At 30.7% G+C, this 21,357-nt stretch carries 19 protein-coding genes; 7 read left to right on the top strand and 12 right to left on the bottom strand.

Annotation, left to right across the window (positions count from 1 at the left end):
• Positions 1 to 90: 90 nt before the first annotated feature.
• A complete protein-coding gene (locus tag ACF91D_RS08785; RefSeq protein WP_107590124.1) occupies positions 91 to 960 on the bottom strand; it encodes an alpha/beta hydrolase in 870 nt (289 codons plus the stop codon).
• Positions 961 to 1,142: 182 nt separating this feature from the next.
• Between ACF91D_RS08785 and ACF91D_RS08780 the strand changes: the two genes are divergently transcribed.
• Entirely contained in the window at positions 1,143 to 1,877 is a 735-nt protein-coding gene (locus ACF91D_RS08780) for an NAD-dependent protein deacylase (protein WP_107590123.1), read from the top strand.
• Positions 1,878 to 1,965: 88 nt separating this feature from the next.
• Here ACF91D_RS08780 and ACF91D_RS08775 read toward each other — a convergent pair whose 3' ends face one another.
• The 5 genes from ACF91D_RS08775 to ACF91D_RS08755 are packed head-to-tail and all read right to left on the bottom strand — an operon-like array spanning position 1,966 to position 6,844.
• Positions 1,966 to 3,327, bottom strand: coding sequence for a gluconate:H+ symporter (locus ACF91D_RS08775; RefSeq protein WP_107590122.1), 1,362 nt, complete (start codon positions 3,325 to 3,327; stop codon positions 1,966 to 1,968).
• 21 nt (positions 3,328 to 3,348) lie between these two features.
• Positions 3,349 to 4,494 carry a galactonate dehydratase gene (gene dgoD, locus ACF91D_RS08770; protein WP_107590121.1) on the bottom strand — a complete coding sequence of 382 codons (1,146 nt, stop codon included), beginning with the start codon at positions 4,492 to 4,494 and terminating at the stop codon, positions 3,349 to 3,351.
• Positions 4,495 to 4,506: 12 nt separating this feature from the next.
• Positions 4,507 to 5,130, bottom strand: coding sequence for a bifunctional 4-hydroxy-2-oxoglutarate aldolase/2-dehydro-3-deoxy-phosphogluconate aldolase (locus tag ACF91D_RS08765; RefSeq protein WP_107527148.1), 624 nt, complete (start codon positions 5,128 to 5,130; stop codon positions 4,507 to 4,509).
• 8 nt (positions 5,131 to 5,138) lie between these two features.
• Positions 5,139 to 6,080 (bottom strand): sugar kinase, encoded by a 942-nt coding sequence (locus tag ACF91D_RS08760; RefSeq protein ID WP_107527147.1) that lies wholly within the window; start codon positions 6,078 to 6,080, stop codon positions 5,139 to 5,141.
• Complete coding sequence (locus tag ACF91D_RS08755; RefSeq protein ID WP_232161430.1) at positions 6,077 to 6,844, bottom strand: IclR family transcriptional regulator; 768 nt, start codon at positions 6,842 to 6,844, stop codon at positions 6,077 to 6,079. The genes ACF91D_RS08760 and ACF91D_RS08755 overlap by 4 nt, the downstream gene beginning before the upstream one ends.
• Before the next feature lie 286 nt (positions 6,845 to 7,130).
• Between ACF91D_RS08755 and ACF91D_RS08750 the strand changes: the two genes are divergently transcribed.
• The 6 genes from ACF91D_RS08750 to alsE are packed head-to-tail and all read left to right on the top strand — an operon-like array spanning position 7,131 to position 11,578.
• Positions 7,131 to 8,603, top strand: coding sequence for a BglG family transcription antiterminator (locus ACF91D_RS08750; RefSeq protein ID WP_158262829.1), 1,473 nt, complete (start codon positions 7,131 to 7,133; stop codon positions 8,601 to 8,603).
• The gene (locus ACF91D_RS08745) at positions 8,596 to 8,985 is read left to right on the top strand and encodes a PTS sugar transporter subunit IIA (RefSeq protein WP_107527962.1); all 390 of its coding nucleotides are present in this window, start codon (positions 8,596 to 8,598) and stop codon (positions 8,983 to 8,985) included. The genes ACF91D_RS08750 and ACF91D_RS08745 overlap by 8 nt, the downstream gene beginning before the upstream one ends.
• A gap of 5 nt (positions 8,986 to 8,990) precedes the next feature.
• A complete protein-coding gene (locus ACF91D_RS08740; RefSeq protein ID WP_107527961.1) occupies positions 8,991 to 9,308 on the top strand; it encodes a PTS fructose transporter subunit IIB in 318 nt (105 codons plus the stop codon).
• Between the two features lie 12 nt (positions 9,309 to 9,320).
• Complete coding sequence (locus ACF91D_RS08735; RefSeq protein WP_107527960.1) at positions 9,321 to 9,767, top strand: PTS sugar transporter subunit IIA; 447 nt, start codon at positions 9,321 to 9,323, stop codon at positions 9,765 to 9,767.
• A gap of 14 nt (positions 9,768 to 9,781) precedes the next feature.
• The gene (locus ACF91D_RS08730; protein WP_220452780.1) at positions 9,782 to 10,879 is read left to right on the top strand and encodes a PTS fructose transporter subunit IIC; all 1,098 of its coding nucleotides are present in this window, start codon (positions 9,782 to 9,784) and stop codon (positions 10,877 to 10,879) included.
• Positions 10,880 to 10,894: 15 nt separating this feature from the next.
• On the top strand, positions 10,895 to 11,578 hold the full coding sequence (gene alsE, locus ACF91D_RS08725; protein WP_332299592.1) for a D-allulose 6-phosphate 3-epimerase: 684 nt from the start codon (positions 10,895 to 10,897) through the stop codon (positions 11,576 to 11,578).
• 115 nt (positions 11,579 to 11,693) lie between these two features.
• On the opposite strand, the gene ACF91D_RS08720 is transcribed toward alsE, so the two are convergent.
• The 6 genes from ACF91D_RS08720 to ACF91D_RS08695 form a co-directional block, all read right to left on the bottom strand.
• Positions 11,694 to 12,695: an HNH endonuclease signature motif containing protein gene (locus ACF91D_RS08720; RefSeq protein WP_107590117.1), complete on the bottom strand. Its 1,002-nt coding sequence runs from the start codon at positions 12,693 to 12,695 to the stop codon at positions 11,694 to 11,696.
• A gap of 108 nt (positions 12,696 to 12,803) precedes the next feature.
• Entirely contained in the window at positions 12,804 to 13,838 is a 1,035-nt protein-coding gene (gene mcrC, locus ACF91D_RS08715; RefSeq protein WP_107590116.1) for a 5-methylcytosine-specific restriction endonuclease system specificity protein McrC, read from the bottom strand.
• Complete coding sequence (locus tag ACF91D_RS08710; RefSeq protein ID WP_107590115.1) at positions 13,835 to 15,985, bottom strand: AAA family ATPase; 2,151 nt, start codon at positions 15,983 to 15,985, stop codon at positions 13,835 to 13,837. The genes mcrC and ACF91D_RS08710 overlap by 4 nt, the downstream gene beginning before the upstream one ends.
• A 48-nt stretch (positions 15,986 to 16,033) precedes the next feature.
• A complete protein-coding gene (locus ACF91D_RS08705) occupies positions 16,034 to 19,186 on the bottom strand; it encodes an AAA domain-containing protein (protein ID WP_392436872.1) in 3,153 nt (1,050 codons plus the stop codon).
• A 990-nt stretch (positions 19,187 to 20,176) separates the two neighbouring features.
• Positions 20,177 to 20,731, bottom strand: coding sequence for a 3-hydroxyacyl-CoA dehydrogenase family protein (locus ACF91D_RS08700; protein WP_332299557.1), 555 nt, complete (start codon positions 20,729 to 20,731; stop codon positions 20,177 to 20,179).
• Positions 20,732 to 20,754: 23 nt separating this feature from the next.
• Entirely contained in the window at positions 20,755 to 21,066 is a 312-nt protein-coding gene (locus ACF91D_RS08695) for a 3-hydroxyacyl-CoA dehydrogenase NAD-binding domain-containing protein (RefSeq protein ID WP_319633840.1), read from the bottom strand.
• Positions 21,067 to 21,357 lie beyond the last annotated feature (291 nt).

Here is a 21,357-nt window from a genome sequence, read left to right as displayed (position 1 = left end):
CATCAATGAGTTTCAAAGCTCATTGATGGGCTATTGTAATGTGTCAGTTATTCCTACTTAATTTGTATATATCATAAACAAAACGATGTTCTATTTTCCCCACAAGAATTGAATTAAATCATCTGCAACTTCACTATTCTCATGTAATTGACTGTGTTGTGCATCGTCACCATCAAATTGTTTTTCTTTATATGATTTAGGACTATCGCCTAGTAAATACTTCAGTGACTTCGCTGAACTAATAGAAACACTACCGTCAGAGTGCGTACCGTCTTCTAAGTCACCATAGATATTCAGCACTTCTATATTTTTACCTTTATAAACCTGTTTGAGCTTACGAAATTCTTGATAAGGCGGGTTCATTCGACTCGGTTTGCCATTTGAATCAACACTAATTTCATTTACTTGTTCATTCATATTCAAGACACCATTAAATGGACCTGCGATATTCACTTGCTTATCTAATTTCGGCAACGATTTGTCATTTCCATAGGTTAACATATATTGTGATAAGGTCATATTTCCCATAGAGTGTCCAACGAAGTTAAAATGTTGGAAATGATATTTGTGTTGTAGTTTTACTAATACGTTTTTGAGCCACTGTGCATTTTTAGCATAATCCCCTTGCTTATTGTCTTCAAATTGTACTTGTACAATTGGATTTTTTGCCTTTTTTGAAAGCTTCCCTCTTAATACTACATCATCACCGTCTCTTGAAACAGTCGCAGTGATAATGTTTTTAGAAACCCCTTGTGCTTTAGCTCTTTGAACCATATATTTTTCAGAATTAACACTGCCCGCATAGCCATGTAAAAACAAAGTTGGTACTTGCTTGTTCGCAAATTTTGAACCCCTTGTAGCTTGCGAATCCTGTTTCTTATGCGTAAAAGTAACCAATAATACAATTCCTAAAGCAACAACTAACAGAGTAGTTAAAATAGTAATCCATAATTTCTTCAATAGTCTAACCTCGATTCCTTACATTTAAACTAAGTATAATGTATGTTAGAAAAAATTACCTCAAACTATCCCATATAAAGTCATTAATCTATTGTGCACATTTGCTAAAAGTACTACAAAATTTTAAAATTATTCTAAAGCATTATACTTTTATAGATTTAAAACTAACTGGAGTGATAAATATGGAAAGTAGTATTAAACAGTTGAAAGATATGATTGATTCATCAAACAAAATCGTTTTTTTCACTGGAGCAGGTATATCAGTTGCTAGTGGCATTCCTGATTTCCGTTCGGTTGGAGGACTGTATGATGAAATTTCGAAAAACGGATTCTCTCCAGAATATTTACTAAGTGATGATTATTTAAAAAGCGACCCTTCTGGATTTATTAATTTTTGTCATCAATATCTACTATTTGCTGACAAAAAACCGAATAGCGTTCATCAATGGATCGCTCAATTAGAACAAGATAAACGTTCATTAGGCGTCATCACTCAAAATATAGACGGACTACATGCTGATGCTGGCAGCACACATGTTGACGAATTACATGGTACACTCAATCGCTTTTACTGTACGCATTGCAATCATAAATATTCAAAAAATGATGTTATCACCAAAAATTTACGTGCTTGTGAAACATGCGGTGAGCCAATCAGACCAGACATCGTACTTTATGGAGAAATACTCAATCAAGGTACTATATTCAATGCACTACATAAAATCAAGTCCGCAGATACATTAGTTGTACTTGGATCATCACTCGTAGTTCAACCTGCTGCTGGCCTCCTCTCTAATTTCGAAGGCGATAACCTTATTATCATTAACCGAGATGCTACACCATACGATCATGATGCTAATCTAGTTATCAATGACGATATGGTCACTGTAATTAATAAATTAACTGATTTAGCGTAAGGTAATCCTGTGGCATAATAAAAAAGCAGAGTACTATAAACAGCACTCTGCTTCTTGAATTTTTCTCTTAAATTTTGTCATATTACTACTATACAAACAAACTTATAAATAAAATAAATATAATTCCTGAAACTGACAAAATGGTTTCTAAAAGCGACCACGTTAAAAATGTTTCTTTAATAGTCAGACCAAAATATTCTTTAAACATCCAGAACGCCGCATCATTAACATGAGAAAAGATTAGACTTCCAGCGCCTATTGCCAGGACAGCAAGTGCAACATTCGTGTCCGAATTCTGTACAATAGGTAATATAATTGCCGTCGTCGAGATACCTGCTACCGTTGCAGATCCCAATGCAATACGCAGTACTGCAGCTATAATCCAAGCAAACAGTAACGGAGACATAGCTGTATTTGTAAAACTCTCTTTAATCGTATCGCCTACGCCACCGTCTATTAGAATTTGTTTAAATGCACCACCGCCACCAATAATAAGTAGCATCATGCCAATTGGATAAATCGAGTTTGTGACAGACTCCATGGTTTCTCCAATTCGTTTTCCTCTCCATAATCCCATAGAAAATATAGCAAATATAACTGAAATCACCATAGCTGTTCCTGCTGTACCTATAAAATACACAAAGTTCTCAATATAATTCATACCCTTACCATCTTCGTGACCTGTTATTAATTGTAAAATCGTAGATAATAACATTAATATCACAGGTAATAATGCTGTAAAAACACTTAAACCAAAACTCGGCATTTCATTTTCGGAAAACTGCTTTTGAGAGCCTAATTCCGAAATATCCCCTTCTTTTCGAAATGCAGAGGGTGCAATTTTTTCTGCCACTTTTAAAAATAAAGGTCCAGATATAATCGCTACAGGTATCGCAATGATGATGCCATACATTAGTACTTCTCCAATATTGGCATGTAACTCTTTCGCTATAACTGTGGGTCCGGGATGTGGCGGTAAAAAGCCATGTGTTACGGAAAGCGCCGCCATCATCGGAATTCCAATTTTTAATTGTGATACCTTAAGTTTTTTGGCAATCGTAAATACTAATGGTATAAGCAATACTAAACCAACTTCTAAAAATAAGGCTATACCCACAATAAACGAAGCAATGATGATTGCCCATTGTGTATATTTTTCTCCAAATTTCGAAATCAGTGTTTCTGCAATTCTATTCGCACCACCACCATCAGAAAGTAATTTACCTAACATTGCCCCAAGACCAAATATTAAAGCAATATGACCAAGTGTACTTCCTATTCCACTTTCAATACTTCCCATTATTTTTTCCATTGGTATGTTTAAAAATAAACCAGCAATGATTGATGTAATAATTAATGAAACAAATGTATTTAACTTTAATACTATAATTAAAATTAAGAGAATGGCGACACTGATAACTACACTAAATATAACGCCAACTAAGCTCATATTTATCCCCCTTACGCCCCTTTACCATTCGGCAATAGAGCCATCCTTATGTTTCCATACTGGATTTTTCCAATTATGACTTTCTTTTGCTTTTTCCTTAACATAGTCTTCATCAATTTCAATGCCTAAACCAGGTCCGTCAGGTATTTTCACAAAACCATTTTCATATTCAAAAATACTTCTATCTTTCACATAATCCAATAAATCATTTCCTTTGTTATAATGAATACCTAAACTTTGCTCTTGTATAATTGCATTGTGACAAGTTGCATCTACTTGCAAGCAAGCAGCTAGAGCAATTGGTCCCAGTGGGCAATGTGGTGCCGCTGCAACATCATAAGCTTCTGCCATAGATATAATCTTTTTACATTCCGTAATACCACCCGCATGAGACAAATCAGGTTGAATAATATCTACATAACCTTCAGCTAATAATGATTTATAATCATAACGTGAATACATTCTTTCCCCAGTTGCAATTGGTGTCGAAAAGTTTGATAAATGTTTCAAACTATCATTATGTTCTGGTAACACAGGCTCTTCAATAAATAATGGATGGAGCGGTTCTAATTCTTTAAACAAAATTTTCGCCATAGGTTTGTGTACGCGACCATGAAAATCAATACCTATACCAAAGTCATCGCCCATTTTCGTTCGAATCGCACTTACACGTTCAACAACATCTTGAACTTTCCTAAAATCATCAATATATTGTAATTCTTCTGTAGCATTCATTTTAATTGCTGTGAATCCTTTATCTGCAACTTTTTGAGCTTCTATCGCAACATCTGTAGGTCTATCTCCACCAATCCATGAATAGACTTTGATATTTTCACGTGCTTTACCACCTAATAATTGATGCACTGGTGCATTAAGATGCTTTCCTTTAATATCCCAAAGCGCCTGATCAATACCAGCAATTGCACTCATCAATATTGGACCACCTCTATAAAATGAAGAACGATACATTTGATTCCATAATCCTTCAATATTACTCGGATCTTTACCAATAATTTGGTCCATTAATTCAGTCACTGCTGCTTTCACAGTCGCGGCTTTACCTTCAATAACTGGCTCACCCCAACCAGAAATACCACAATCTGTTGTAATTTTTAAAAACAACCATCTCGGTGGTACCTGATACAATTCATAACTTTTAATTTTCATATTAATAGCCTCCTAGTTTAGCTTTTCAAGTAACTTCTCCGCTTTCAATTTGATTTCATTCAATGTTGTTCTATTAATTTCTAGATTACTTTTTACAATCGCACTACTGACACCGACACCAATTGCACCTACATCAATGTATTGCTTGATATTTTCTAAATTAATTCCACCCGTCGGTAACAAATCAGCCTCATTTAATGGCGCTAAAATATCTTTGATATAGCCTGGTCCCATTTCAGATATTGGAAATACTTTCACTATATCTGCACCGGTATTCATGGCAAACGTAATTTCAGAAGGTGTTAATGCACCTGGAATGGAAATGATATGATTATTTTTCGTACATGTTATTACTTCTTTATTCGTATCTGGCGAAATAATAAATTTTGCTCCTGCATTTATGGCTTGTTGACAATCTTCTGCATTTAATACAGTACCTGCGCCTACATACATTGCTTCTCCATAAATTTCATTTAAATCGCTAATAGATTTCAATGCCTCCGGAGAATTCAACGTGACTTCAACTAGCTTAATCCCCGCTTTATATAATTGTTCTACTATTTTCAACGTATCTTCAGTATCATATCCTCTAATGATTGATATGATTTTGTGTTCCTTTATTACATCAATGTTCATATAATGCACTACCTTTCCACATCACTTAGTTGATGATTTATAAATTTTTCTAATTCATTTAGCGTTGGTAACCCATAAAAATCTCCATAAGCCGTTGTAGCCAATGCGCCCATAGCTAGCGCATATTGAGACATTTGCGCTAAGTTTTCCAATCCATATTTTTCAAGACCATATATTAATCCAGCAGCAAAAGCGTCACCCGCACCTACCGAATCAATTTCCTGAACATGATATGCCGATTTAAAGCACTGCGCTTTATGATTTGCAAAAAAGGCACCGTTTGAACCATCTTTAATAACTAACAATTTATGATTAAGTTCCTTCGCAATCGTTTCATTCGCTTTATTTCCAAATAGAATCTGTGCTTCACTGCTACCGGTTAGTAAAATATCTACATCTTGGGCAATTTTGTTATAAAAGCACTTAAATTCATCTTGAGTCCATAATTTTTTTCGATAATTCGGATCAAAAATCACTGTTAATCCTCTAGTTTTCGCTTCTTTAATTAAGTCTAAAGTAGTGTTGTAAGTTAATTCACTTAATGCCGGTGTAATACCGGTAATATACAAAATGGTTGCGCTTTCAAAAATATCTTTAAAAAAAGGCTTAATATCATAATGATTCACTGCACTGTTCTGTCTAAAATAATCTACACGAATCGTATTGGATACGCCTCTTTCTTTAGTCATGAGTCCAGTGGAAAAATTGTTTAGTGTTGTTAGAAAATGCGTTCCTACAGCTTCGCCATTCAACTGATATAGTATAGCATCCCCTATCGCATCATTACCTACAGCAGTAATAAACTGTGAAGATAAACCTAATTTAGCTAAACCAATCATTGTATTAACTTCCGCACCTGCAATATCAAATTGTGCACGATCTTGATATACGAACTTACCATCATTAATTGAAAATACACCCATGACTTCTCCATATGAAATTACAGTCAATATATATTCACTCCATTTCTCGTTAAACCCATTGCCTTAGAAATAAAATAAGCATTTTGCTTAATAAGTCCTGGGATATTTTTATTTTCAATAATTCTTTCCTTAGGTCCAGCACAACTTATTGCACCAACAACTTGCTGCGCATCATTCAATATTGGTGCCGCGATGCAATATAATCCCATCTCATTTTCCTCATCATCAATGGCATAACCTTGTGCTTTAAACATCGCTAACTGCTTTTTAAGCTCAGCATAATTACCTACAGTTTTGGGTGTGATTGCTTCAAATTTAATATGCTCAAACATTTCATCTAATAAATTGCTGTCATACATGGATAAACAAGCTTTGCCCAATCCTGTGGAATATATTGGTTTATTCGTTCCAGGTTGTGCAGTCGTTCTAATAGACCTATTACTATCAATCTTAGTTAGGTAGATCATTTCATTGTATTGAGGATAAGCAAGAAAAATTGTTTCATTTATTTTGTCATTTAGATTTTTAATATAAGTTAAACTTTCATTATATAAATCCAAATCTTCTCGAGCTCTATTGCCCAAATTAATCAACTTATGCCCTAATAAATATTTATTTTGATAATCCTTTCTAATATATTTAGAATCCAACATTGTTTTAAGTAAATTAAACAAACTACTTGGTGGAATATTTAAGGCATCACCAATTTCCTTCTCACTCAACGGTAGCGATGCATCCTTCAATAACTCTAAAACATCAAATACACGCTTTGCAGATTTAACTATACTCACCATCCCCCTCCTCATTTCATATATGTGAAATGAAAATATATATGTGAAAGCACAAAAATATAACCATATTATTTTTAAATTGTCAATATTACATCATTTTAATTTGGAATATGTTTTATAATTTAAACATTGTCAATTCATTTAACTATTATTGTTAATATTTATAATTGAAAGCTTATACTGATTTAAAGTCACTTTTAAAAAACTGTCCATTGTATTGGACAGTTTTGAATTAAGCGCTTACAAAAAACTCGTATATACTAAATTTATGGAGGAGGGAACAATTTTGAATAAGGAGGATAAAAAGAATACTATAATAAATTTTTTGCAAAATCATTCCGGTTATACTAAAGCAGCTGTGTTAGCAGAATTATTATCAATATCTTCTAAAAGTGTTTATCGTTTAATAAATGAAATTAACAGTGCTACAGATAATAAAAAAATACATTCAGAAAAAGGAAAAGGCTTTTTCATTGATCCAGATTTTAACAATTTGGAATTTGAAACAAATATTATTTCTAAGAAAGCAAAAACATCAATGTCTCCTTTAGAAAGAAGAAATGAAATTATAAAGGATTTGCTTATAAACTCTCCAGATCCACTTTCTGTTAATCATATTATTAATAAATTTTATATTAGTGAAAGTATGTTATCGATTGACGAAAAGTACATTACCGAAAATATTAAAAATCTTCATCTTAAACTAATTCGCAAAGACCGAACATTAGTAATTTTAGGCACAGAAAATAATATCAGAAGCGCGCTAATACAAAAAATGGACACTTTGTATTTAAATATAGAAAAATCTTCAGGAATTCCTAATAACACGGAAGAAAAAGATAAAAATTTTGTCTATAAGCAAATTAATACTATAGAAAAAACCCTTAATATTAACATTCCTTATCCATATAACATCAATATTTTTTCTCATTTATATATTCTAATTTTACGGTTAAGAAAACATGGTAAATATGTTAAGCAAAATCGAGAAAGCATGAAATTCATTGATAAGAATTTGAATAAAAGTTTTTATAGAGTTTGCAATCTCATTATAAAAAATTTCGAAATATATTTATCTTCGAAATTGCCTAACGTGGAAATAGATTACTTATACAAATATCTAATTTCTTATCGATTAGAACATGATCAACCATCAAATAATAACAATGAATATGAGTTTTCAAACGAAATTATAAATTTCACCGACAATTTGATCATTCCAATGGAAAAGAAATTTGATTGTAGTTTTTCCAATGCTAAGTTTCGTATTGATTTAATGAAACATATAAGACCTATGTTCAATCGATTAGAAAATAATATTCTTATAAAAAATTCTCTTTTGGATCAAATAAAGTTCGAATATTCAGAAGTCTTTTTTCAAACTTCATACTTTTCAAAATTATTAATTAATAAACTTTCAGAAGATGAAATAGGTTTTCTAACACTTTATTTTGCTCGAGAAATAGAACGTAATCCTAAAAAAGTAAAAACGCTTATCACTTGTACAACTGGCATCGGAACCTCAGAGCTATTACGGGTAAAAATTGAAAAAAATATACCTGAAATCGAAATAATAGATGTTGTATCCTCAGATACAATCAATAGTAAACTTGTTAACAATATTGATTTAATTATTTCTACTGTCACTATAAAAGATTTCAACCAAGTTCCAGTCGTTGTGGTAAGTGCCATGTTTAATAAAAATGATCAAGAAAAAATAAAAATGCTTATTCCCAAATTAGGTGCTAATTATGAATGAAATAATAATTAATATAACTACGAATTTAATAAATTACCATACTTTATTAACTGATATAGAAAAAAAACTTATAGAAATGAAGATTATTAACAAACAAAATTCCATGTTAGATGATATTACTATAAGAGATGCTATGGGCAGTGTAGAAATATATCCAAATGTACTATTACCACATATAAGGCAACATTACGTTAATAAAACACGAATTATATTAGTGAGAAATATGTCTACACCAATAATATGGCAAAAAAAGAAAGTAAATTTAATCATATTAGTTTTAATGCCTATAAATGCGAACGAAAATGATAAAAATACAATAAGAAATTTTATGAAGTGTTTAGCAAATGAAGATTATATTCAAAATTTAATTACAAAGGAGTAATCCATATGAACATTGTAAGTGTTTGTGCATGTACAGTGGGTATTGCCCACACGTATATTGCAGCTGAAAAAATAGCACAAGCTGCTAAAAAGAAAGGGCATTCTATTCAAATTGAAACTCAAGGAACAATCGGCATAGAAAATGAATTATCTGAGGAAACAATAAACAATGCAGATATTGTATTACTAGCAATTGATGTAAAGATATCAAATAGCAATCGTTTCGATGGAAAGAAAATTATTGAAGTACCAACAGATTTAGCTATAAAGTCCCCAAATAAGTTACTTGAAAAATTAGAAGAAATTAATACAAGTAAAAGTTAGGAGGTGAAAATTTTGGAACTAGTAAATATATTAGATGAAAAAATTATTTTTCCAAAATCAAATTATACTAATAAAGAGGAAACATTAAAAAATTTAGCAACATCATTTAAAAAAGAGCAGTACATTAATGATATAGATAATTTCTTAAATGATGTTTATAACAGAGAAAAAGAAGGAGTAACCGGGATTGGTAATTTATTAGCAATACCTCATGGTAAAAGTGAAAGTGTCCAAAAACCGGGGGTTGCTATAGCAACATTGAATAAAAAAGTGGAATGGGAGTCATTAGATAACGATGGTGTGCAAATTATATTCTTAATTGCTGTAGGTACTGAAAACTCGAAAGATCATTTAAAACTATTATCTCAAATAGCTAGGAAACTAGGAAACGATGAAATTAACTCCAAGCTATTAAATGCTCAAAAAAAAGAGGAGATAATAAAGATACTTACATCTTAAAGGGGATGAGAGTTGTGAAATCAATTTTTAATAATTTAAAATTCAAAACACATTTATTAACAGCCATATCCTATCTAATTCCAGTAGTTTGTGGTGCTGGATTTCTAATTGCTATCGGGATGGCATTCGGAGGTGACAGTTCTACTAATTTAACTAAATCAGGGTATTCATTTTGGGATGTACTAGCAGTTATCGGGGGTTTAGGATTAAAATTACTGCCCGTAATTATTGCTACTGGAATATCTTATTCGATTGCTGATAAACCCGGTATTGCACCGGGGGTAATTATAGGATTGACGTCAACAGCGGTTGGGGCTGACTTTATTGGCGGTATCATTGGTGGATTTCTAACTGGATACCTCGTATTACTAATTATTAGATTTGTGAAATTACCTAGTTGGGCAAAAGGTTTAATGCCTATGCTGGTTATTCCATTTATCGCTTCACTATTAGGTGGATTGATTATGGTTTATATCATCGGCATTCCTATCGGAGCGTTTACACATTGGTTAACAGAATATTTACAATCATTAAATGGTACATCCAAATTATTTTATGGCGTGTTAATAGGTGTGTTAGCTAGTATCGATTTTGGTGGACCAATAAACAAAACCGTATTTGCCTTTGTTTTAACCTTACAGGCACAAGGTATCCACGAACCTATAACTGCACTAATTGTTGTTAACACTGCTACTCCATTAGGTTTTGTCCTTGCTTATTGGGTCGCTAAATTATGTAAAAAGAAAATATATAAAGAAGTAGAAATTGAGACATTGAAAACTGCTTTTCCAATGGGGCTTATTGAAATTGTTGAAGGTGTTTTACCAATTGCTTTAAATGATATTATTCGAAGTGTAGTGGCAACTGGAGTTGGTGGAGCAGTTGGTGGAGCAATTTCTATGATTTTAGGTGGAAATGCACAAGTACCATTCGGTGGATTTTTAGTATTACCTACAATGTCACAACCATTTACATTTGTATTAGCTGTATTAGCTAATGTAATCGTAACTGCATTAGTTCTTACTATATTAAAAAGACCCATCGATGAAACAAATAATTTACTAGAAGAAACTGAAGAAGAAATTGATATTAATGATTTAAAAATTACTTAGGAAGGATGATTTATAGTGAATGCAAAATTTTCTCCATCGTTGATGACGATGGATTTAGATAAATTCAAAGAACAAATCACATTTTTAAATGAACATGTAGATTCCTACCACATTGATATAATGGATGGTCATTACGTTCCTAATATTACTCTTTCACCATGGTTCATTGAACAAGTCAAAAAAATTTCAACAGTTCCTATATCTACACATTTAATGGTTACCAATCCTAGTCAATGGATAGAACAACTCATAAAAATTAAAAGTGAATATATTTGTATACATGCAGAAGTAATGAATGGAATAGCTTTTCGTCTAATTAATCAAGTGCATGATGCAAATTTAAAATTTGGCGTAGTATTAAATCCTGAAACCTCTATTAATGTCATAAAGCCTTATATAGATTTAGTAGACAAAATAACTATTATGACTGTTGACCCTGGATTTGCTGGCGAAAAATTTATTGACTCGACTCTTGATAAAATTAGAGATTTACGTAATTTAAGAAATACTAATAACTTTGACTACCTAATTGAAATGGATGGATCATCAAATAAAAATACATTTGAAAAAATTCAAAAAGTAAGCCCAGATATTTATATACTTGGACGAAGCGGACTCTTTGGACTAGATGAAAACATTGAAAATGCATGGTATAAAATGTTAGAAAATTTCAGCAGTACTAAGCAAAGAATTTTTTAGTTGATTTAGGATTCTAACACGCCCCTTTAACTACAACTATTAAAGGGGCTTTTATATTATTAAATTTCTAAGCAAGTAATTACATACAATTTTTTCTTTCCTACATAACTATCCATTACAAATTTTTCCCTTTATAATATGCCAATTTATCTATCATGATTTCCATATCGCTCTCTAAGTTTAATTCATGAACTTTTCTATGGCAATTTGGATCTAAAGCTAATGCATTATCTATACTGTCTTCACCGCCTTTAGATAACCATTCTACATGATGACATTCAAGATAAGGATACCCATTTCTATCGTTAAATGGTGCTGATTTATTACATAGATCACAATAGCCTTCAGCTCTTTTTTTAACATGAATAGCTACAAAACGATTACGAATAAATGGATTACTTTCACTCGAATGTCGCTTTTGTTGTGCTACTTTTTTTGCCTGATTATAAATCACATCATCAGGAAGTTTATAAATTTGTTGTTCTTTTTGTCTTTCTATCTCAGGTGTTAATTTTTCATATATATAATTTTCCTGATCTAGTTGTGTGATTTGTGATAATGGAAAAATACAAACTAATCTACCTTTTTGTTCTTCATAATAAGATGAACTTGATAAATATACTTCACCTTGATATATATACTTTCCAATTTGATAAGACTCAAATAAATATACTTTGATACTTAATTCATTTGAAATATTAAGTACTCTATTTTGCTTATCATTAATATCCTGATCACCATTTTGACCAGATCCCGTATAAAGAATTATTTTATTTCCTTCATCATCAATAGTTTTTTTATCTTCGTAGATATCGTTAGAGTTTCTATGATTTGAAAATAAAACAAGTGAATTAGTTAAATGCGAACGTTTCATACCTCCCTGACCAGAACATTTAAAAGTACGGCATATAAAATCGTTACTATATTCTTGTCCAATTACTAATTCAGATATATGCCTTCTTTGATATGTTTGCCAATCTTTTACATTTTCTAAATCAAAGAACTCTTTCTTTTCTTTTTTTACAATAGGTACTCCCAATTCTTTCCATCTTCTTAGCGTACTGGGTTCTATTTTCAAATTTTCTATTAATTGTTTTTTAGTTAATAATGTAGTCATCTTTTTCTCCTATATCTCTAGTAGTTAACCATTTTAAAATCAGAAAGCTTTGAAAGTATTTAATAAAAAAGAAATATATTTTCCAGAGAAAATATACTTTTAGCTTATCTAAATATCAAAATACTCTTTTACAATTTGGTTCAATTGCTTTTTAATTTGAGAAAAATCTGTATTCATATCTAATGTAGTAACACTAATCTCATTGCCACTCATTTGAAATTTATTGTTCGGCACTATTTTTTCATCTGTCCTCGCGTACAACAACATACCTGAAACTATTGCTCTCTTTTCTTTTAAATTCATATCTTGGTTTTTTACATATGTAAATATTTGATAAAGGTTCGCTGAATGAATTTTATAAGTATCATAATAGCTTTGTAATGATTTAGAGTAATATTTAGCATCAATAATTAAATACTTTTTGTTGAGAGAAAGCATAATATCAGTTTTCATAGTTGGTAACATTGTTGTTTCGTTATTATCTAAACTCCATGGAATATGTGATGCTGTTACCAATAATTGTGGAAATTCTTGCTTGTAATATTCAAATATAAATTTTTCATATAATCGTGACATACGCTGCTCATCTATAAAATCCATAAGCTGTTTACTTCCTTCTCGTTTGTCTTGAAGTAAACCTTCTATAATTAGTTGGCAAATGGATATCAACATTTTATAAGTTTTATTGTTTCGACTAAATCGTAAACTCCAATTTATTGTCCGTATATTTATCGTTCCTGTATTCTCAAAATACATTAGTAGATGCTTGATACTCTTTTTTTGTTTTTTTGTAATTCTTTCTTTTAATAATAACAACATTGTTGTTTTAATTATTTGGTTCATATAATTATCTCTAGAAAACTCATCATATGTACAACTGAGTTTTTTATTCATAATATCTTGGTTTCTGATCGATTCTGAAATATCAATTTTACCACGAAGCGTTGTAAGTGACTTTTGTTGTTCGATATATTCATAATGTAAGCCCCGTTTTATTTGGTTAGAAACTCCTTTTATCAAAATTGCCGTATATAATTCAGTAGAATTATTAAACTGTTCTGTTAATACTTCTCTATAACCATTTTCTTTTAAAATAGTAAAAGCATACGATAACATATAATAAATATTTTTAATCTCTATCATGTTATTGATTCCCTTAACTTTTCAGCCCATAAATCCACTTTAGACTGTTCATCAAACCAATATTCGTTAATTAAAGGTAGTATTTCAAATTCAATAATATTAGATAATACATCTTCAGTTATAATAGACAAATTACAAAAATAACTATGACCAATTACAAAACCTTCCCCTAATGCATCATCAACTATGATTTCTGCGTTCAAATTTTGAATACATTGAATTAGTGAATCAAATTTTTCATTGCCTAAACCCTCTTGATATAATTTAAATCCTGGAGTATTAAATGAGGATACCATATTAAAGAATGCAAAGCGTCTACGTAATGCATAGTCAAGTATAGCAAGGCTTCGATCAGCAGTGTTCATCATTCCTATAATATATAGGTTTTGAGGAACTGAAAACTTCTCATCTGCATAAAGCAATTCCAACTCTGACCCTCGTTTATCATTTTCAATTAACATGAATAATTCTCCAAAAATTTTACTTAGATTCCCTCGGTTAATTTCATCAATAATAAAGAAGTACTCATTTTCACTATCTTCTTCTGCCTGTTTGCAAAAATTGTAAAATGTTCCATTTCGAAGTTCGAATCCCTTCTCTGTTGGTCTGAAGCCCATAATAAAGTCTTCATATGAGTAACTTTGATGAAATTGGACCATTTTAACTCTTTCTTTGGCTTTGAATCCCATCATTGAGTATGCTAAACGTTTTGCCGCAAATGTTTTACCAACCCCTGGTGGTCCCTGTAAAATGACGTTTTTCTTCATTTTAATTAACTGTACAAGTTTCAAATAATCAGTTGATTCTATGAAAACTTCATTTAAAAAATCCTCAGCACTATACATTGGATAAACTGTATCCGGTGTTTCAACTTTCTCTACATCATCTTGTTCGAATAGTAAATTTAATTTTTTAACAAATTCATTATAGGGCGTAATTTTAGTCAATGTTTTATTCGCCGGTTTAATAAAAATTGTCCAACTACCAATATTCTGCCATTCGATATAGCGAATACTTTTAAACTGACTATCGGAATTATATACATAGTCAGAAGTGACAATCCCCCAACCTAGAATTGTATTTTGTCCTTTTTTTGCATAGACTATGTCTCCAATTTTCATTTCTTTAGCAAATTGCCAAATTGCATTTGTAGCATTGGTATAATTACTGTCATTGTCTTGTACATCCTGTAATTTGCTTCTTATTTCTTCTTTATCACTAAATGATGTAAAATCACCTATTTCATTCCATTCAATAGACATTATGTCGTTTTCATAAAAAAACTCCCAATTTACTCCTTGAGCTCCAGGTGAAAAAATCCAATAATCTTTCGTTTGAACATCCTTATCCGCATCAGTTGTTTCAACTTCTTTAATACTAGATTCTTTTTTTTGTTTTTTTATTTCTTCTGAATGTTGCCAAACTTCATAGCTGAAATCAACAAAATCAGTTAACCCTGTTTGTGTATTAAATAAATAATTATTTAATATTTCTACAATGTTTAAATAATCTTTGCCGCTTAAATAATATGTAATTTTCGGTATTTGCTTAACTACTTCGTTTGGAATTTTACCAGACTGGTAAATATACCAAATTGAACGTGAATCTAAATTTGTATATGTTTGAGGTGAAATCCAATATAAACCACTAGTTAACTTACTATTACCTATCCCTTTTTTTGAAATTACTCGATCAAAATAGTGAATAAATTGATTAGCATGATACTCACTCTTTTCATTAGAATAATTTAATGCTGCCTCAAATAATGACCATAACTCATCTATATCATCTTCTTCTCGATCTCCAACAAAATAATAGAATGTAGCACCCATATTATTAACTGTAGGTATACTTTCAAAGCTAGTCGGTATATCTACCTCTACTTTTAAAACTTCAGCTAAATATTTAGCTATTTTAATTTTATTGGATACTCTCATAGAACTTTTATTAAACAATGCAAAAACAGTAAATGGATCTATATCCACTATATTATTATCTCTCTCTAACGTAGGTAGTTTCATTTCTGCAAGTTCATATACTTTTTTTATATCATTAATGAGTTGATTTCGCTGCTCGCGAAAATCAAGTAATCTATTAGCAAGTTTTCTATAAAATTTAATCCATTTTTTATCAACTAATTCAACCATTATTTCATCCCCCATTAAGCCTGATTTATACATCTTCCAAATGTATGCTTAATCAATATTCTTTTCTTTATATATAATTTCATAAAATGGTTTAGATTGTATTCTTTGAAGGTCACCAATAACATAGAATTCCTTTTTAGCCCTAGTAACTGCTACATTCAATAAATTTGGTTTTTCACAAGACCAGTTTACAGCACCATCTTGTTTATTATCAGTACCAACTACAAAGTATACTTTCTGCGCTTCTTTCCCTTGGAAAGTATGCACAGTACCTATAGATTTATTCACCCATCGGTTAATTGTTCCCCGTTCTATATTAGTCTTGTGAGGCAATCTAGATTTCACTAATTGCTTGATTTGATTTTGGACTGCAGAAAATGGAGAAATTACAAAAGCATTCGGTTCCATCTCTCCATTTTTGATTGCTTCATTCCAATCATTAACTAGCAATTCTAATACTTTTTCACCATGTTCTTTAACATATTGCTTTTGAAATGAGGTCCCTCTCGAATCCAACCAACCCGTTTTACCTACTTTTTCAATGTCGCTAGGTAACACCATTTTATTGTTATAAGCTATCTGATTAGCAATTGAGAACATAGGATTTAAGCAACGTCTATGCACCCATAATGGAATCCCTATCCACGTCTTCTGATCTTCCTCAGTAGCATCTTTTTTCCAGAATCCATAACGATTAGCATTGTCTGCTACAGCCTGTACAGATGTTTCTTTTGCTACTAAACGTTCAGGAACATTATAATTTTTCCGAATATTATCTATCAAATGACTTTCTAGCGTAACTACAGGTTCTATTTGAATAGGATCACCTACAGCCACCATACGTTTAGATCTATTCAAAGCACCCACTGCTGCTTGTGGAATAGCTTGTCCCGCTTCGTCTATAAATAAATGATCAATGAAACCTTGTGGTATACCTTGATACATAGATCTAAAACTAGCAAATGTCGTACTGACAATTGGAAATATCAAATGCATCACATTCCATGCATTATAAACAACCTCAGGCTTCGTATCTATCAATTTTCGTCTATCCTTAAAGTCTTTGATACCATAATAAATAGTTGTATTGTTAGCTATTAACAATAATTTATGTAAAATCATTGATCTTAGGAACACCATTGCTCTTCTATACTGTAATTCATCACTGGTCCACAAATTGGAAACTTGTCGTTCATCATAATTATCTGTATTCCAAAACTCTTTAGATGGAATCGTAAATGTTGAATCCTTCTGATAGTTGTCGAAATCTTGTACTTTATGATTAATCGTTGTTAAATTTCGCTTTATCTCCGTTAATCGTTGATTAACAGATTTTTGCTTTTCACTATTTTTAGTAATTTCTTCTTGTTTTGCATTTTTAGTTCTTTCTAAATCTAATTGCTTTGTTAATAGTTGTTGTTGCTCTTTATTATATTCTTGAAATTGTCCATCTTCTTTATCATTAATCCAAGCTTTTAATTTATTTATTAAACCTTTATTATTTGCCTTTATAGATTGCATCAAATCATTTATTATACCCAATTGTTTATCATTATAATTTATTTGATCATTCAAATCTTCCAATTCTTTATTACCATTGACTAATTCAAGTTCTATTGTTTCTAACTGCTTTTTAATAGTCTGTTTTTCACTTTTTAATGAATTTTCATCAATGATATATTGTTCATAGTCCTTATATACTTCAAAGGCTTTTATTGCTTCTTTTTTCAATTTTTCAACATTATTCAACTCATCTAAAAATAATTTTTGTTGTTCTCTCCACATTTTCATTAATTCAGAATAACTTAAATTATCATTCTCGGTTTGTAGTAATTTAGCAAAACCAAGCTTTTCATCATCTTGTTTTAACAGTTGCTCCAGCACTTTATTAATATTTTGACTTTTACCAAATACACCCGAAAACATACCCCATGCCTTTTCACCAATTAAATCTTCTGCAGTTCCTGCAAAGCAATTCAATTCTTTCACTAATTCTGCATAACTTTTTTCATATTCTGGGAATTGACATTTTTCAGGATTTCTAATCACTTCTTCTAATTTAGGTAAATCTTTTGATATATTCTCGACTGCACCATTGTTACTAGAAGCAACAACCATCTTATATTTTGAAATATCTTCTTTCAAAATATAAACATGCCTTTCATCAGTTTCATGTAACTTCTTTTTCTCAAATGCATCTTTAGGATTTTTCAGTTTAGCTAATTCTTTACCTCTTTCAACAACAAAGTGTGCAAAAACATCTTTTAATAAAGTCGTTTTCCCTGTTCCGGGTGGTCCATTAACTGAATCAATATTTGCGTCTGTATTCGTAATACGATTCACAGCGAGTTGTTGCATAAGAGATAATCTATGCTCTGTTTGTGATGGCCAACGTCCATCAGGTAATTGTGAAGGATGCAAAAATTTCTCAATAATTTCTTTGTTTTCATCAACTTCTATACGTTGACTATCATCAATTCCTTCTATATAACTTATTAAAGTTTCACTTGGATTTTTCCTTGCCTCTTCGATATCACTTATAAAGAAACTATTAAATTCCGGTTGTGGTGAATGATAATTGTTCAAGAAATCGATTGCAACATAATGTTCAAACAAGCCGTCATTGGTTGAATGTAACACTGAAAAGTACTTATTATAAGCTCTATCCATTTTTTCTAATTTTTGTTCATTAATAGGTTCATTTGCTAAAATTTCATTTACTTTCTGAATGAATTTTTTTACCGAATCATTGAATTGCTCTTCAATATTAGCATTCTTATTTCTTTCTATTTCCTTTAACGCACTCATTATCATTGGTATATGTATTGAATCACCTAAAACCTTACCATTTCCATCAGTATTGAATGTATAACCATAACAATGCGTTGTATTAGGATTATAGATATCTGAATAACTATTAAAAATATCTTGAATTTTCAGATTAATTTCATTGTAGTAAAAACAATGTCTATAAAACTTAAAAACCATTGACCCAGTTTTCTTCTTATTATCTGAAATAATAAAACGATCATCATTCCATATATCAAAATATTCATTAAAACTTTGGAGCTGAGTTTGCTTCCTTCCATTTTTGAAATAGTTTGCTGACAAAACATCCTCCATTGTATAATTCACTTCACCAGAATTTAAAGATTCAATTAACAACCATGCTGACAATGTATCCTTTACCAATTGCCCCATCATAACCCACCTTGACTAATTAATTTTATACTTAACACTATTTTAACAAATAAATTAATAGGATTAATAGCTTTCTTCAAAATAAAAAATATTGCTTTATAGCAAAATAAAGCTGTTTATTTTATTGAAAATCAAAGTAAATTATATGATTATTAAAATTCTAAAAACCACACTTAACAAAAATATCGTTAAGTGTGGTTTCAGTAATTTATTAAAATACTATTCAATAATTCTTTAAACTGTCAATTGTACTATCCTCAATAGAAACTAAATCAAGATGATCGATATCTTGATTAATTACATTGTTTTTATGTTGCACTAATAACTCTTGAACAAAGTTTCTTGCCCATCTTCCATTTGATTTGTTCGATTCTTCTAGTTTGCTATAGTTTTTTCAACTACTGTTCTTAATAATTGTTCGTTAAATTTCCAATTTTCTTTTCTCAAACTACTAACTACAATATCAGCAACTTCTGAAGGTGTATAATCCTCAAAATGAATAATATAAGGAATTCTTGATTTTAATCCTTCGTTTTTACAATTATATTATCAAATATCATACCATTCTCAAATACTATTTTTTATAAAATTAGCAATGATTAATATAATAATTACGAACAGATATAGTAACTTAGAATTATTTGCTCGTTGCTAAATGTTAAAAATATATCGCTCTTACTTTGCAAAACTAACTCTTTGAATTTACTATACAAATAATTCTTGAAATTGATATTCAGACAGTATTTGAATATAGTTTTTAAATAAAATTATTTTTAAATATACAAGGCGCTCCTTTCAAATAGCATAAAAACACCCCTGAAAATTGGGGTTCAGTACAGTTCTCCAAAATTTCAGGGGGCTTATTCAATACATCTATTTTCAAAATATTCATTTTAGCTGTAGCTATTTACCACTGAATTATTAGTAAATAGTTCTTAGGCATGTTCATTAACACGGGTATAACACGACCATTTATATAATAGATTTACGTTATTTGTTTGTGTCTTTAAAAAATTCTCTATATGCAGGGTTTGGATATTTATAGAATCCTTCGCCAGTAGCAGTACCTAATTTACCTTCATCAACATATGCTTTTAACATTTCAGCTACATTTGCCATTTGTGGACTATTGAGTGATGACATTTTTGCAATATTATAAGCTGTTGTAAGGCCGACGATATCTAGCATACCGAATGGTCCTACTGGTGCGCCTGTTGCGACCATCCATGAACGGTCAATGTCCTCTATTTCTCCTACACCATTTGCATATAAAACTTCAGCTGCTTGAAGTAGTGGTACTAATAGTGAATTTACAATATAACCTGGTTGTTCCTTTTTCACATGAATTGGTAACATGCCAATTTTATCTGCAAAATCAAGCAATTCTTCTTCATATTTTTTATCAGTATCAGCATGACCCATCACTTCAGCTGTATTATTTTTCCATACTTCATTCGCGAAATGTAACGCTAGGAATTTCTCTGGACGTCTTGTAAATTCTTTAAAATCACTTGGGATCATCGTAGAAGAATTTGACGCAAATATTGTTTTTTCAGGTGCTACTTTAGCTACTTCTTTATAAAAGTCGATGTTAATTTCTTTAATTTCAGAACAGATTCAATCATTAAATCTGCATCAGCCACTGCAGCTGTTAAATCCGATGTTAAAGACAATCGATTTAAAGACTGTTCTGCTTGCTCTACTTTATTAAAATATTCTCCATAAATTCCAACTAATTTATGTGATTTTGCCTTACCTGCAGCAACTGCTTCATCATTAATATCATAGATAGTCACGTCATAACCATGAAAAGCCACTTGAAAGGCAACCTGGCTCCCTAGTACGCCAGCACCAATTACCGTAACATTTTTAATAGTCATATGATCACCTCTTAATATATTGTGCAAAACAATTATAAATTCATCACCTAAATCTTTGATTTAAAAGAAATCAGCTCTATAATTGTCACAAATATAAGGTGCTTTAAAAAATGACAAATAAGAAATTTTTATGTATTTATAAAACATAAATAATTATCGTTATGAAAATCCTCGTATTATAAAAATATTGTATCTGGTGTCAAAGTTATGAGATATAGATTTAGTGAAGAATGAGTATACGAATTGCTCATTTAATTGACTGTTTCATAACATTTAAAATTTTATATCAAG

The sequence above is a fragment of the Staphylococcus sp. 231237_7MaSpsaltlick genome, from assembly GCF_043107035.1.
The sequence above is the reverse complement of the archived record's forward strand: the minus strand, read 5'-3'. Positions and strand labels throughout refer to the sequence as shown.